The sequence below is a fragment of the Kutzneria sp. CA-103260 genome (genome assembly GCF_018263855.1).
GTDB lineage: Bacteria > Actinomycetota > Actinomycetes > Mycobacteriales > Pseudonocardiaceae > Kutzneria.
Map to the genome: position 1 here is coordinate 9,444,728 of NZ_CP073318.1, position 12,192 is coordinate 9,456,919.

18 protein-coding genes and 1 pseudogene are annotated in these 12,192 nt (G+C 69.2%); 16 read left to right on the forward strand and 3 right to left on the reverse strand.

Annotated elements, in window-relative coordinates:
- Window positions 1-2: 2 nt before the first annotated feature.
- From rplR to map, 7 genes are all read left to right on the forward strand, one after another.
- Entirely contained in the window at window positions 3-404 is a 402-nt protein-coding gene (gene rplR, locus JJ691_RS42110) for a 50S ribosomal protein L18 (RefSeq protein ID WP_211765018.1), read from the forward strand.
- A 34-nt stretch (window positions 405-438) separates the two neighbouring features.
- Window positions 439-1,044, forward strand: a complete 606-nt coding sequence (gene rpsE, locus JJ691_RS42115; RefSeq protein WP_116172416.1) for a 30S ribosomal protein S5 — start codon at window positions 439-441, stop codon at window positions 1,042-1,044.
- A gap of 1 nt (window position 1,045) precedes the next feature.
- The gene (gene rpmD / locus JJ691_RS42120; RefSeq protein WP_211765019.1) at window positions 1,046-1,231 is read left to right on the forward strand and encodes a 50S ribosomal protein L30; all 186 of its coding nucleotides are present in this window, start codon (window positions 1,046-1,048) and stop codon (window positions 1,229-1,231) included.
- Window positions 1,228-1,671 carry a 50S ribosomal protein L15 gene (gene rplO / locus JJ691_RS42125; protein ID WP_211765020.1) on the forward strand — a complete coding sequence of 148 codons (444 nt, stop codon included), beginning with the start codon at window positions 1,228-1,230 and terminating at the stop codon, window positions 1,669-1,671. Before rpmD ends, rplO begins: the two co-directional genes overlap by 4 nt.
- A gap of 511 nt (window positions 1,672-2,182) precedes the next feature.
- Window positions 2,183-3,499, forward strand: coding sequence for a preprotein translocase subunit SecY (gene secY, locus JJ691_RS42130; RefSeq protein ID WP_211765021.1), 1,317 nt, complete (start codon window positions 2,183-2,185; stop codon window positions 3,497-3,499).
- Entirely contained in the window at window positions 3,499-4,050 is a 552-nt protein-coding gene (locus tag JJ691_RS42135; protein ID WP_211765022.1) for an adenylate kinase, read from the forward strand. Before secY ends, JJ691_RS42135 begins: the two co-directional genes overlap by 1 nt.
- 55 nt (window positions 4,051-4,105) lie before the next feature.
- Window positions 4,106-4,843 carry a type I methionyl aminopeptidase gene (gene map, locus JJ691_RS42140; protein WP_249228340.1) on the forward strand — a complete coding sequence of 246 codons (738 nt, stop codon included), beginning with the start codon at window positions 4,106-4,108 and terminating at the stop codon, window positions 4,841-4,843.
- Here the strand turns inward: map and JJ691_RS42145 are convergent.
- Both JJ691_RS42145 and JJ691_RS53500 read right to left on the reverse strand, forming a co-directional pair.
- A complete protein-coding gene (locus JJ691_RS42145) occupies window positions 4,824-5,012 on the reverse strand; it encodes a hypothetical protein (RefSeq protein ID WP_211772280.1) in 189 nt (62 codons plus the stop codon). The genes map and JJ691_RS42145 overlap by 20 nt on opposite strands.
- A 286-nt stretch (window positions 5,013-5,298) precedes the next feature.
- Window positions 5,299-5,481, reverse strand: a pseudogene (locus tag JJ691_RS53500) (AfsR/SARP family transcriptional regulator); the annotation flags it as partial.
- Here JJ691_RS53500 and JJ691_RS53505 point away from each other — a divergent pair.
- The 9 genes from JJ691_RS53505 (at window position 5,470) to truA (ending at window position 11,013) form a co-directional block, all read left to right on the forward strand.
- Window positions 5,470-6,030 carry a DUF1707 domain-containing protein gene (locus JJ691_RS53505; protein ID WP_211765024.1) on the forward strand — a complete coding sequence of 187 codons (561 nt, stop codon included), beginning with the start codon at window positions 5,470-5,472 and terminating at the stop codon, window positions 6,028-6,030. The pseudogene JJ691_RS53500 and the gene JJ691_RS53505 sit on opposite strands and share 12 nt — an antisense overlap.
- A 254-nt stretch (window positions 6,031-6,284) precedes the next feature.
- Window positions 6,285-6,506 carry a translation initiation factor IF-1 gene (gene infA / locus JJ691_RS42155; protein WP_005166804.1) on the forward strand — a complete coding sequence of 74 codons (222 nt, stop codon included), beginning with the start codon at window positions 6,285-6,287 and terminating at the stop codon, window positions 6,504-6,506.
- Window positions 6,507-6,666: 160 nt separating this feature from the next.
- On the forward strand, window positions 6,667-6,780 hold the full coding sequence (rpmJ, locus tag JJ691_RS42160; protein WP_022925314.1) for a 50S ribosomal protein L36: 114 nt from the start codon (window positions 6,667-6,669) through the stop codon (window positions 6,778-6,780).
- A 224-nt stretch (window positions 6,781-7,004) separates the two neighbouring features.
- On the forward strand, window positions 7,005-7,385 hold the full coding sequence (gene rpsM, locus JJ691_RS42165; protein ID WP_184864470.1) for a 30S ribosomal protein S13: 381 nt from the start codon (window positions 7,005-7,007) through the stop codon (window positions 7,383-7,385).
- Window positions 7,386-7,414: 29 nt separating this feature from the next.
- Window positions 7,415-7,822 carry a 30S ribosomal protein S11 gene (gene rpsK / locus JJ691_RS42170; RefSeq protein WP_025361358.1) on the forward strand — a complete coding sequence of 136 codons (408 nt, stop codon included), beginning with the start codon at window positions 7,415-7,417 and terminating at the stop codon, window positions 7,820-7,822.
- Between the two features lie 23 nt (window positions 7,823-7,845).
- The gene (gene rpsD / locus JJ691_RS42175; RefSeq protein ID WP_211765025.1) at window positions 7,846-8,451 is read left to right on the forward strand and encodes a 30S ribosomal protein S4; all 606 of its coding nucleotides are present in this window, start codon (window positions 7,846-7,848) and stop codon (window positions 8,449-8,451) included.
- An 86-nt stretch (window positions 8,452-8,537) separates the two neighbouring features.
- Window positions 8,538-9,593: a DNA-directed RNA polymerase subunit alpha gene (locus JJ691_RS42180; RefSeq protein WP_184864473.1), complete on the forward strand. Its 1,056-nt coding sequence runs from the start codon at window positions 8,538-8,540 to the stop codon at window positions 9,591-9,593.
- 32 nt (window positions 9,594-9,625) lie between these two features.
- On the forward strand, window positions 9,626-10,168 hold the full coding sequence (rplQ, locus tag JJ691_RS42185; protein ID WP_211765026.1) for a 50S ribosomal protein L17: 543 nt from the start codon (window positions 9,626-9,628) through the stop codon (window positions 10,166-10,168).
- Window positions 10,165-11,013 carry a tRNA pseudouridine(38-40) synthase TruA gene (gene truA / locus JJ691_RS42190; protein WP_211765027.1) on the forward strand — a complete coding sequence of 283 codons (849 nt, stop codon included), beginning with the start codon at window positions 10,165-10,167 and terminating at the stop codon, window positions 11,011-11,013. The genes rplQ and truA overlap by 4 nt, the downstream gene beginning before the upstream one ends.
- A 1-nt stretch (window position 11,014) precedes the next feature.
- Here truA and JJ691_RS42195 read toward each other — a convergent pair whose 3' ends face one another.
- Window positions 11,015-12,121: a WD40/YVTN/BNR-like repeat-containing protein gene (locus tag JJ691_RS42195; protein WP_211765028.1), complete on the reverse strand. Its 1,107-nt coding sequence runs from the start codon at window positions 12,119-12,121 to the stop codon at window positions 11,015-11,017.
- Window positions 12,122-12,192: the final 71 nt, after the last annotated feature.

Sequence of the window (12,192 nt, forward strand, 5' to 3'; positions counted from 1 at the left end):
TCATGGCTGAGTCCACTGCTACCAAGAGGAAGCCGGTCGGCAAGGACGTGTCGACCCGGCGCCGTGTCGCGCGGGCCCGTCGTCACTTCCGGCTTCGCAAGAAGATCAGCGGCACGCCCGAGCGTCCGCGCATGGTCGTCAACCGCTCCGCGCGGCACATCGTCGTGCAGGTCATCGACGACATCGCCGGCCACACGGTGGCGTCGGCCTCCAGCCTGGAGGCGGACGTGCGCGCCATGGACGGCGACAAGAAGGCCCGCGCCACCAAGGTGGGCCAGCTGGTCGCGGCCCGCGCCAAGGAAGCCGGCATCACCAAGGTCGTGTTCGACCGCGGTGGTTACGACTACCACGGCCGGATCGCCGCGCTGGCGGACGCCGCCCGCGAGGCGGGGCTGGAGTTCTGATCATGAACAACACTGGAATTGAGAGGGCCGTCTGATGCCGGGACGCACGCGTCGCGAAGGCGGCGGTGGCGAGCGCGGAGAGCGCCGCGACCGTCGTGACGGTGGCCGCGGCGGGGCGGCCCAGGAGAAGACCCCGCACCTCGAGCGCGTCGTCGCCATCAACCGGGTGGCGAAGGTCGTCAAGGGTGGTCGTCGCTTCAGCTTCACCGCGCTGGTGATCGTCGGCGACGGCGACGGCATGGTGGGCGTGGGCTACGGCAAGGCCAAGGAAGTTCCGGCCGCCATCGCCAAGGGTGTCGAGGAGGCGAAGAAGAACTTCTTCCGCGTGCCTCGCATCGGCGGCACCATCCCGCACCCGATCCAGGGCGAGAAGGCCGCCGGCGTGGTGCTGCTGCGCCCGGCCAGCGCCGGTACCGGTGTCATCGCCGGTGGCCCGGTGCGCGCCGTCCTGGAGTGCGCGGGTGTGCACGACGTGCTGAGCAAGTCGCTGGGTAGCGACAACGCCATCAACATCGTGCACGCCACCGTGGCCGCCCTGAAGGGCCTGCAGCGCCCCGAAGAGGTCGCCGCCCGTCGTGGTCTGCCGCTGGAGGACGTTGCTCCGGCCGGCATGCTGCGCGCTCGCGCGGGGCAGGTGTGACATGGCCCAGCTCAAGGTGACGCAGGTCAAGAGCAGCATCGGTACCAAGCAGAACCACCGCGACTCGTTGCGGACGCTGGGTCTGCGCAAGATCCGCCAGTCGGTCGTGCGTGAGGACAACCCCGTCAACCGGGGCCTGATCCACACCGTGCGGCACCTGGTGGTCGTGGAGGAGGTCAACTCATGACCATCAAGATCCACCACCTCCGCCCGGCCCCCGGCGCCAAGACGGCGAAGACCCGGGTCGGCCGCGGTGAGGGTTCCAAGGGCAAGACCGCGGGTCGCGGCACCAAGGGCACCGGCGCACGCAAGAACGTGCCGGCTCGCTTCGAGGGTGGCAACCTGCCGCTGCACATGCGGCTGCCGAAGCTCAAGGGCTTCCGCAACCCGTTCCGCACCGAGTACCAGGTCGTGAACGTCTCCGACGTGGCCCGCCTGTTCCCGCAGGGCGGCGCCGTCGACGTGGCGGCCCTGGTGACCGCCGGCCTCGTTCGCAAGAACGAGCTGGTCAAGGTGCTGGGCGACGGCGACATCGCCGGCGTCAAGCTGGACATCACCGCGCACAAGTTCTCCGGCAGCGCGGTGGAGAAGATCACCGCCGCTGGTGGCACCGTCACCACGCTGTGAACTGACGCAGTACCGCGAAGCGGCCGGCAGGGACTCCTCTCCTGCCGGCCGCTTCTTTTTGTCTGCTGGTGGGTCGCCTTCGGATGCCTGCGGCCGGCGTAGAGGTCGCCCAACGGCGAGATGCCGGTCAGGCCCCCGTCCGTTGCCTGCTGCTGGACCGTGGTTCTCAGACGTGGGTCACCAGCGGCTGAACCCGCTCGTCCGTCTGCGCCAACACCACGGGCGTCTTCGTTGCGGCCGTGGTGATCCGGCGTTCCCGCTCGGCCGCTCGACGGTCGTCGGCAGGGTCGGATTGTCCACTTCGGGACCCGCCGTTCGGCGGGCTCCGATGATCACCGTGGCTTTATGCCCCGGCGGGGTCCGTAGTGCCGCTCGGGCCTGTTACAGTCGTGAGCACGCTTCGGGCCCCGCCGGCACGAAGCGTTCCTGGCTTGCTCGCCAGGTCGTCAGCCGACCACGGTCGGACAAGCCGTTCACCGGTCGGAGACCGGTGACGCCGAGGAGGTCACGCGTGCTTGGCGCCTTCCGCTCGGCTCTCGCGACGCCGGACCTGCGCCGCAAGATCCTGTTCACGCTGGGGATCATTGCGCTGTACCGGCTAGGTTCGCAGATGCCGTCCCCGGGTGTGAGCTTCGCGAACATCCAGCAGTGCATCTCGACCGTGGACCAGAACGGCGGCATCTACGGGCTGATCAGCCTGTTCAGCGGCGGTGCGCTGCTCCAGCTGTCGGTCTTCTCGCTGGGCATCCTCCCGTACATCACGGCGAGCATCATCATCCAGCTGCTGACGGTGGTGATCCCCCGCTTCGAGCAGCTGAAGAAGGAAGGCCAGGCCGGCCAGAACAAGCTGACCCAGTACACCCGGTACCTGACGGTCGCGCTGGCGATCCTGCAGTCCACCGGCATCGTGGCGCTGGCCACCCGCGGCCAGCTGTTCACCAACTGCCAGTCGCAGGTCATTCCGGACCAGGGCCTGTTCACGCTGAGTGTGATCGTCGTCACGATGACCGCGGGCACCGCGATCATCATGTGGTTCGGCGAGCTCATCACCGAGCGCGGCGTCGGCAACGGCATGTCGATCCTGATGTTCACCTCGATCGCCGCCCGCATCCCGCAGGAGGGCCAGACCATCCTGACCCAGGGTGGCGGCCTGGTGTTCACCGCGATCTGCGTGTTCGGTCTGCTGATCATCGGCTTCGTCATCTTCCTGGAGCAGGCCCAGCGCCGGATCCCGGTGCAGTACGCCAAGCGGATGATCGGCCGCCGGATGTACGGCGGCACCTCGACCTACCTGCCGCTGAAGGTCAACCAGGCCGGCGTCATCCCGGTCATCTTCGCCTCCTCGCTGCTCTACCTGCCGCAGCTGGTCATCTCGCTGACCACCAACACCGGCAGCAGCGGCGGCTGGCAGCAGTGGCTGCAGAGCTACATCGTCGACCCGAAGAGCTGGGGCCACATCGGCCTGTACTTCGGTCTGATCATCTTCTTCACGTACTTCTACGTGGCGATCACGTTCAACCCGGACGAGCGCGCCGACGAGATGCGCAAGTTCGGCGGCTTCATCCCGGGCATCCGCCCGGGCCGGCCGACCTCGGAGTACCTGACGTACGTGCTGAACCGGATCACGCTGCCCGGCTCGCTGTACCTGGGCCTCGTGGCCGTGCTGCCGACCTTCTTCCTCAGCGTGACCAGCGGCGGGAACGGCTCGAACAACAACTTCCCGTTCGGCGGCACCGCGGTGCTGATCATGGTTGGCGTCGGTCTCGACACGATCAAGCAGATCGAGAGCCAGCTCATGCAGCGCAACTACGAAGGGTTCCTGCGCTAGTGAGACTCGTCCTCGTCGGCCCGCCCGGAGCGGGCAAGGGTACTCAGGCCACCGTGCTCAGCGAGAAGCTCGGGGTCCCGCACATCTCCACCGGGGACTTGTTCCGGGCCAACATCGCCGAGGAGACCCCGCTCGGCCAGGAAGCCAAGAAGTACCTGGACACCGGCGCCCTGGTGCCGGACTCGGTGACCAACGCGATGGTCAAGGACCGGCTGGCCCATTCCGACGCCAAGGCCGGCTTCCTGCTCGACGGCTTCCCGCGCAACACCGCCCAGGCCGACGTGCTGGCCGGCATCCTGGCCGAGAACGACGAGTCACTTGACGCCGTGCTGGAGCTGGACGTGCCCGAGGACGTTGTCGTCGGGCGGCTGCTGGCCCGTGGCCGGGCCGACGACACCGAAGAGGTCGTGCGGCACCGCCAGGAGGTCTACCGGTCGGCCACCCGGCCGCTGCTGGACTACTACCAGGAGATCCTGGTGACGGTGGACGCCGTCGGCGAGGTCAGCGAGATCACCGAGCGGGCGCTCAAGGCGCTGCGCGCTGGAGCCTGAGTTGCTCAAGCGAGGTCGCGGTATCGAGATCAAGACGCGCGGTGAGCTGGAGGCAATGCGGGCGGCCGGAATCGTGGTCGCCCGCTGCCTGTCCCTGATGTCCGAGCGCGCCGCCGCCGGCGTCAGCACCGCCGAGCTGGACGAACTGGCCGAGCAGACCATCCGGGACGCCGGGGCCGTGCCCTCCTTCAAGGGCTACCACGGCTTTCCCGCGTCCATCTGCGCGTCGGTCAACGAGCAGGTCGTGCACGGCATCCCCAGCCGCTCCCAGGTGCTGGCCGACGGAGACCTCATCTCCATCGACTGCGGCGCCATTCTCGAGGGCTGGCACGGCGACGCCGCCGTCACCGTGCTGATCGGCTCGGCCTCCGAGGCCGACCAGAAGCTCTCCGCGGCCACCCGGGCCTCCATGCTCGCCGGTATCGAGGCCGCCGTCGTTGGCGCCCGCCTCACCGACATCTCCTTCGCAATCGAGGGCTCGGTGCTGCGCTCCGACGAGGCCGACGGCATCGAGTACGGCATCGTCACCGACTACGGCGGCCACGGCATCGGCACCCAGATGCACATGGAGCCCTACCTGCCCAACTTCGGCAAGCCCGGCAAGGGCCCCCGGCTCAAGGCCGGCATGGCCATCGCCATCGAGCCGATGCTGACCCTGGGCAGTGACCAGACCAAGGAACTCGACGACGGCTGGACCGTCATCACCGCCGACGGCACCCGCGCCGCCCATTGGGAGCACTCCGTCGCCATCACCGACGAAGGCCCCTGGATCCTCACCGCCCCCGAGGACTGATCGCCAGCAGGCGCCGAGCCTCGGGCAGTTCTGCCGTGCCCAGGTCGGTGAACAGCTTCACGGCCCGGTCCATGCCGGCCTGCCCACCCTCGCGATTGCCCACCGCCCACTGCGCGAGTCCGGTGGCGTACGTCGCGGTGGCCTCGCCGATCGGCTGTTTGGTCCGCACATAGTTTCAAGGCCCTGCGTGCGGAGCGGCCCGCCTCGTAGGGCGCGCCGAGGTCGAGTTGGGCGAGCGCCAGCTCGGTGAGGGCCATCCAGGGAATCCGCAGCCGGTATGTCGTCTGTCGCAGCACACGGAGTGCGCTGGTGATGACCTCGTCATGGCGGCCGAGGTCGACGGCCAGTGCGCAACGGTGGGCAAGGACGTCGAGACGGTGCTCGGCAAGCGTTTGCGTTTCGATGATGGCTGGGTCGTCGAGGGCCTTGCGCAGGCGCATGACATAGGTGCGGAGGGTGTTGCGGGCGCCGGCGGGCGGGGTGGAGCCCCAGAGACGGTCGATGAGCTCGCCGGCAGGGACAAGTTGCCCGGTGTGCAGAGCAAGGACCGCCAGCAGGGCGCGCTGTTTGGCGGCGTTGACCGGCACTTCTACGCCGTCCCGAACGACACGGAGTGGTCCGAGCACATGGAACTCCACACCGGGATTGTGCCGGGCGGGACCGACAGGCCGTCCGCAACGGTGTTACGGAACGCGGGCGACTGGCAGGATGGAGGGGTGGAGCAGCCAGTGCCGCAGGACGCGAGGCGAGTGTCGGACGCGGACCGGGGGATGGTGGCCGGCCAGCTCAAGAAGGCGCACGCGGAGGGGCGTCTCGACCTGGACGAGTTCGACGAGCGGACCCGCAAGGTGTGGGAGGCGCGGACCTTCGGCGAACTGGCGGCGGTGACCTCGGACCTGCCGGACGTGCGTCAGCCGGTGCCCTGGTCGCGGTCGGAGCTGGTGCCCGAGCCGACCATCGAGTCGACCAGCGAGGTAGTCCGGCGGCCGCGTGGGCCGGGGGCGACGGTGATGCGGGTCGCGACCGGGGCCTGGTTCGCGGCCAGCCTGGTGAACTTCGTGATCTGGCTGATCGTGGTCTTCTCCGATGGCCTGGTCTACCCGTGGTGGATCTGGGTCGCCGGCCCCTGGGGAGCGCTGCTGGTGGCGGGCTACATCCTGGGCATCGGCCGCGACAACCGGAGCTGACGCCGGCTGCGGATGGCTGGCCTGGCCGCCGGAGGGCGGCGGCTCTGGCAGCCATCAGGGGCGTGACCTGCGCCTCGATTTGGGGAAGTTGGACCTCCGCCGTACACTGGATTGACGGCGCACTCGTCGCGTCGATTCCGTCGTGCCTGCGGTGATCTTGAGGTCGCCGCGTTCGTGATCTCGGTGGGCGATCGGAGTCGGGGTGTCGCGCGGGCCGCACACCAGTCATACCACCGTCACGAAACGCGGAGGACATGGGCAAGAAGGACGGGGCCATCGAGGTCGAGGGCCGCGTGGTCGAGCCACTCCCCAACGCGATGTTCCGAGTCGAGTTGGAGAACGGCCACAAGGTTCTCGCACACATCAGCGGCAAGATGCGGCAGCACTACATCCGTATCCTGCCGGAGGACCGGGTTGTCGTGGAGCTGTCGCCCTACGACCTGTCCCGCGGCCGAATCGTCTACCGCTACAAGTGAGGTTAGGGATGTGGGGGCGCATGCTTCGCCTGAGCACCCCTAACGGCGCTCACTGGGGGCCTGGCCCCCAGACCCCCACACCGGGGGCAAGCCCCCGGACCCCCACTCCGGGGACCGGACGCCGGGCCCCATACACCACGCAAAGCAGGAGTGCACGACCGTGAAGGTCCAGCCGAGCGTCAAGAAGATCTGCGACAAGTGCAAGGTGATCCGCCGCCACGGCCGGGTCATGGTGATCTGCGACAACCTGCGCCACAAGCAGCGCCAGGGCTGATCACCGAACCCTGTACTCGTCGCTGATCCACTCAGTGGACGCGACCACAAGTACACACACCTCCTCGACCCTGCTGGGTGCCCACGGCACTCGGCTCACCCCCGGACTCCAGGCCGGGGCTGGGACAGCGCCCGCGCGAGCGGGCGTATCGGCACAGCGAGTCGGTCCCGGAACGGACGAGGAGCAGACCTGGAGCGACGAACAAGTGAGGAGCAGTACGCCGCATGGCACGACTCGCTGGCGTCGACCTCCCCCGCGAGAAGCGGATGGAGATCGCGCTGACCTACATCTTCGGCATTGGCCGGACTCGCTCGAAGGAGCTCCTGGCCGCGACGGGCATCAGCCCGGACCTGCGGGCCAAGGACCTGGGCGACGACGACCTCGCCAAGCTGCGTGAGCACATCGAGGCCAACTACAAGGTCGAGGGTGACCTCCGCCGCGAGGTCCAGGCCGACATCCGTCGCAAGATGGAGATCGGCTGCTACGAGGGGCTTCGGCACCGTCGTGGGCTTCCCGTGCGCGGTCAGCGGACGAAGACCAACGCCCGCACCCGCAAGGGCCCGAAGAAGACGGTGGCCGGCAAGAAGAAGGCCGGTAAGAAGTAACCCCCGCTAGCTAGGAGATCTCCGAAGAAATGCCACCCAAGACTCGCTCCGGCGCCGGGGTCAAGAAGGTCCGGCGCAAGGAGAAGAAGAACGTCTCGCACGGGCACGCCCACATCAAGAGCACGTTCAACAACACGATCGTCTCCATCACGGACCCGACCGGCGCGGTCATCGCGTGGGCCTCGGCCGGCCACGTCGGCTTCAAGGGCTCGCGTAAGTCCACGCCGTTCGCCGCGCAGATGGCCGCCGAGAACGCCGCCCGCAAGGCGGCCGAGCACGGCATGCGCAAGGTCGACGTGTTCGTGAAGGGCCCCGGCTCCGGCCGGGAGACCGCGATCCGTTCGCTGCAGGCGGCGGGCCTCGAGGTCGGAACCATCCAGGACGTGACCCCGCAGCCCCACAACGGCTGCCGCCCGCCCAAGCGGCGCCGGGTCTAGGGCACGGGGAGGAGTAAGCACAGATGGCTCGTTACACCGGCCCCGCGACGCGCATCTCGCGTCGTCTCAAGGTTGACCTCGTCGGCGGCGACCAGGCTTTCGAGCGCCGTCCGTACCCGCCCGGCCAGCACGGCCGCGGCCGCATCAAGGAGTCCGAGTACCTCCTGCAGATGCAGGAGAAGCAGAAGGCTCGCTACACCTACGGCGTGCTGGAGCGTCAGTTCCGCCGCTACTACGAGGAAGCGGTTCGCAAGTCCGGCAAGACCGGTGAGAACCTGCTGCAGATCCTCGAGTCGCGGCTGGACAACGTCATCTACCGCGCCGGTCTGGCCCGCACCCGCCGCCAGGCCCGCCAGCTGGTCAGCCACGGTCACTTCATCGTGAACGGCCACAAGGTGAACATCCCCAGCTACCGGGTGTCCAAGTGGGACATCATCGACGTGAAGCCGAAGTCGCTGCCGACGCTGCCCTTCGAGGTGGCCAAGGCGACGTTCGGCGACCGCCCGGTCCCGGCTTGGCTCCAGGTGGTTCCGTCCTCCCTGCGTGTTCTGGTGCACCAGCTCCCCGAGCGGGCCCAGATCGACACGCCGGTGTCGGAGCAGCTGATCGTCGAGCTGTACTCGAAGTGATCCCTTCCGGCGCGGCCGCCTTCGGGTGGCCGCGCCGGGACTCGGTCGACGTCAAATAGCGGGCGTCGTACGAAAGAAGGTAAGCAGTGCTCATCTCTCAGCGACCCACGCTCGCCGAGGAGCCCATCAACGACACCCGGTCCCGGTTCGTCATCGAGCCGCTGGAGCCCGGGTTCGGCTACACGTTGGGCAACTCGATCCGGCGCACGCTGCTGTCGTCCATCCCGGGCGCGGCCGTGACCAGCATCCGGATCGACGGCGTGCTGCACGAGTTCACCACGGTTCCCGGGGTGAAGGAGGATGTCACCGACATCATCCTGAACCTCAAGGAGCTGGTCGTGTCCTCCGAGGAGGACGAGCCGGTGACCATGTACCTGCGCAAGCAGGGGCCCGGCGCGGTGACCGCGGGCGACATCGTGCCTCCGGCGGGTGTCACCGTGCACAACCCCGACCTGCACATCGCCACTCTCAACGCCAAGGGCAAGCTGGAGATCGAGCTCGTCGTCGAGCGCGGTCGCGGCTACGTCCCGGCGGTGCAGAACAAGCAGGCCGGCGCCGAGATCGGCCGGATCCCGGTCGACTCGATCTACTCGCCGGTGCTGAAGGTGACCTACAAGGTCGAGGCGACCCGTGTCGAGCAGCGCACCGACTTCGACAAGCTGATCCTGGACGTGGAGACCAAGCCGTCGATCACGCCCCGGGACGCCGTCGCCTCCGCGGGCAAGACGCTGGTGGAGCTCTTCGGGCTGGCCCGTGAGCTCAACGTCGACGCTGAGGGCATCGAGATCGGCCCGTCGCCGGCCGAGGCGGACACCATCGCCGCGTTCGCGATGCCGATCGAGGACCTGGACCTCACCGTCCGGTCCTACAACTGCCTCAAGCGTGAGGGCATCCACACCGTCGGGGAGCTGGTCTCGCGCAGCGAGGCCGACCTGCTCGACATCCGCAACTTCGGCGCCAAGTCGATCGACGAGGTCAAGCTCAAGCTCGTCGGCCTCGGCCTCGCGCTGAAGGACAGCCCGCCCGGATTCGACCCGTCGGTCGCCGCGACCGACTTCCCGGCCGACGCCGGCTGGTCGGACGCGGGTGTGGACAGCCACCACGACGACGGCCAGGACTACGCAGAGACTGAGCAGCTCTGACCCAGCTGTTCTAGACCACAGGAGCAACGGAAATGCCGACCCCCACCAAGGGCGCCCGGCTTGGCGGGTCTCCGGCCCACGAGCGGCTGCTGCTGGCCAACCTGGCCACCGCGCTGTTCACCCACGGGCGGATCAAGACCACCGAGGCCAAGGCGCGCAAGCTGCGTCCGCTCGCCGAGCGGCTGATCAGCAAGGCCAAGCGCGGCGACCTGCACAACCGTCGTGAGGTCCTCAAGACCATCCGCGACAAGGACGTGCTGCACAAGCTGTTCGCCGAGATCGGCCCGCACTTCGCCGACCGCAACGGTGGCTACACCCGCATCGTGAAGACCATGCCCCGCAAGGGCGACAACGCCCCCATGGCCGTGATCGAGCTGATCGCGGAGCAGCTGGTCAGCACCGAGGCCGAGAAGGCCCGTGGCACCAAGTTCGCCAAGGACGAGGCCGCCGCTCCGGTCGCCGAGGTCGTCGAGACCCCGGCCGCCGAGGAGGCTGTCGCTGACGAGGCCGCCGAGACCGAGGCTGTCGCCGAGGTCGAGGAGACCCCCGAGGCTGAGGACAAGAAGTCCGAGTGACTTCGGTCCACAACGAGCCCGCCATCCCCACCGGGGGTGGCGGGCTCGTCCGTGTTCGGCTCGACCTGGGTTACGACGGCACCGAGTTCTCCGGCTGGGCCCGGCAGCCGAACCGGCGCACGGTGTGCGGGGTGCTGGAGGACGCGCTGTCCCAGGTGTTCCGCCGCCCGCTGACGCTGACCGTGGCCGGCCGCACCGACGCCGGCGTGCACGCCAGCGGCCAGGTGGCGCACGTCGACCTGCCGGTGGAGTCCGATGTGGACGGCCTGCCCAAGCGGCTGTCCCGCATCCTGCCGGCCGATGTCCGGGTGTTCCGGGCGACCCGGGTGCCCGAGGAGTTCGACGCCCGCTTCTCCGCGCTGCGGCGGCACTACGAGTACCGCGTGGCCGACGCCCCCTTCGGCGCGGATCCGCTGCGCCGGCTGGACACGATCTCCTGGCCCCGCCCGCTGTCGCTGGCGGCCATGGCCGAGGCGTCCCGGCTGTTGCTCGGCGAGCACGACTTCTGCGCCTTCTGCAAACGACGCGAAGGCGCCACCACCATCCGGGAGCTCCAGCGGTTGGAGTGGACCCGTGGCGAGGACGGCGTGCTGACCGCCGCCGTGTCCGCCGACGCCTTCTGCCACTCCATGGTCCGCAGCCTGGTCGGGGCCCTGCTGGCCGTCGGCGAGGGGCGCAAGCCCGCCGACTGGCCCGCCTCCCTGCTGCGCTCCACCGAGCGTTCCAGCTCCGTCACCGTCGCGCCGCCGCACGGCCTGACCCTGGTCCGGGTCGACTACCCCGCGGACCAGGACCTGGCCGCCCGCGCTGCGATCACCCGCAACGTCCGGGTCAGCGCCTCCTGAACTACTTGAACGTCACCGGCTGCCAGCTGTGGCCGGAGTCGGTGGTGCGGTAGAGGACCGAGCCGTTGAACGCGTCGGGCGCGCCGGTGATCACAGTGCCGAAGGCGTGGTCGACGAACCGCAGGTCGGCCAGGCCGAAGCGGTCCTCGTCGAGCTCGGTGGTCTGCCAGGTCCGGCCGCCGTCGGTGGTGTTGTACAGGAACTCGACCCCGCCGCCGGTGGCGGCGATGGCGGCGTTCTGGTCGGAGCCGACGGCGAAGCCCTGGTCGATGCCGGGCAGCGGGGCCTCGGCGTCGGAGGGCTGGAACCGCACGCCCAGCGCGGCCGCGGCGACGAGCTGCTTGTGCATGTGGCCGGGGGACGGGTTGGACGGGTCGCCGAGACAGAGGGCGAGCACCTTGCCCTGCCGCACGCCGTCGAGCTCGGTCTGCTTGTCGGTGCCGCAGGGCAGCGGCGACGTGGTGAAGTGCACGCCGTCGGTCGAGGTCCAGTACTTGCTGGTGGTGTAGTCGGCGCCGACGGAGACCTGCACGCCGCCGCCGACCGCGAGGTCGCCGTAGGTGCTGCCGCCGTCGATGGACAGGCCCGGCACCGGCTGCAGGGTCCGCGCGCCGACCTTGCCGCTGTAGAGCTGCGTGGTGTTGTGGTCGGGTCGGCTCAGCGTGCTGGCCAGCGCCAGCACCTGCCCGTTGGCGATGGTGATCTTGGAGAGGTAGCTGGGCGAGGCCAGGCCGGCCAGGGTGACGGCCGACCAGTGCCGGCCGCCGTCGGTGCTGGCCTGGATGTGCTCGCCGTCGGAGACGAAGGCGTGCTTGGCGTCGGGCACGGTCAGCGCGACGTGGTTGTGGTTGTCGGGCAGCGAGATGGGCGGAGCTGTCAGCCGGGACCACCGAGCGCCGCCGTCGGTGGTCTCCAGCAGGTAGCCGGTCGAGCCGGCGTAGCCGAGCACGTAGCCGTGCTGCGGGGTCAGCCAGGTGCTCGACGCCGGGGCGAAGCCGGCGGGCACCGAGCCGGTCGGCACTGTGCCGGCGGCCGACGCGGTCGCGGGCACGGCGAGCAGGGCGGTCAACGCGACGGCCGCCACCGTCGCGTTTCGAGTGAGCGTCATGACCCGGTGACGGTTGGTCACCGGGCCGGGTTGCGCCGGGCCGGCCGTTTTGGCCGGTCCGGAGGTCCGAG

Excerpts from the sequence above, each read along its gene's own strand:
- map (WP_249228340.1), top strand. The coding sequence starts at position 4,106 with ATGCGGGCGGCCGGAATCGTGGTCGCCCGCTGCCTGTCCCTGATGTCC.
- JJ691_RS42195 (WP_211765028.1), bottom strand. The coding sequence starts at position 12,121 with ATGACGCTCACTCGAAACGCGACGGTGGCGGCCGTCGCGTTGACCGCC.
- rplQ (WP_211765026.1), top strand. The coding sequence starts at position 9,626 with ATGCCGACCCCCACCAAGGGCGCCCGGCTTGGCGGGTCTCCGGCCCAC.
- rpsE (WP_116172416.1), top strand. The coding sequence starts at position 439 with ATGCCGGGACGCACGCGTCGCGAAGGCGGCGGTGGCGAGCGCGGAGAG.
- rpsD (WP_211765025.1), top strand. The coding sequence starts at position 7,846 with ATGGCTCGTTACACCGGCCCCGCGACGCGCATCTCGCGTCGTCTCAAG.
- rplR (WP_211765018.1), top strand. The coding sequence starts at position 3 with ATGGCTGAGTCCACTGCTACCAAGAGGAAGCCGGTCGGCAAGGACGTG.
- infA (WP_005166804.1), top strand. The coding sequence starts at position 6,285 with ATGGGCAAGAAGGACGGGGCCATCGAGGTCGAGGGCCGCGTGGTCGAG.
- JJ691_RS53505 (WP_211765024.1), top strand. The coding sequence starts at position 5,470 with ATGGAACTCCACACCGGGATTGTGCCGGGCGGGACCGACAGGCCGTCC.
- rplO (WP_211765020.1), top strand. The coding sequence starts at position 1,228 with ATGACCATCAAGATCCACCACCTCCGCCCGGCCCCCGGCGCCAAGACG.
- rpsM (WP_184864470.1), top strand. The coding sequence starts at position 7,005 with ATGGCACGACTCGCTGGCGTCGACCTCCCCCGCGAGAAGCGGATGGAG.
- rpmD (WP_211765019.1), top strand. The coding sequence starts at position 1,046 with ATGGCCCAGCTCAAGGTGACGCAGGTCAAGAGCAGCATCGGTACCAAG.
- rpsK (WP_025361358.1), top strand. The coding sequence starts at position 7,415 with ATGCCACCCAAGACTCGCTCCGGCGCCGGGGTCAAGAAGGTCCGGCGC.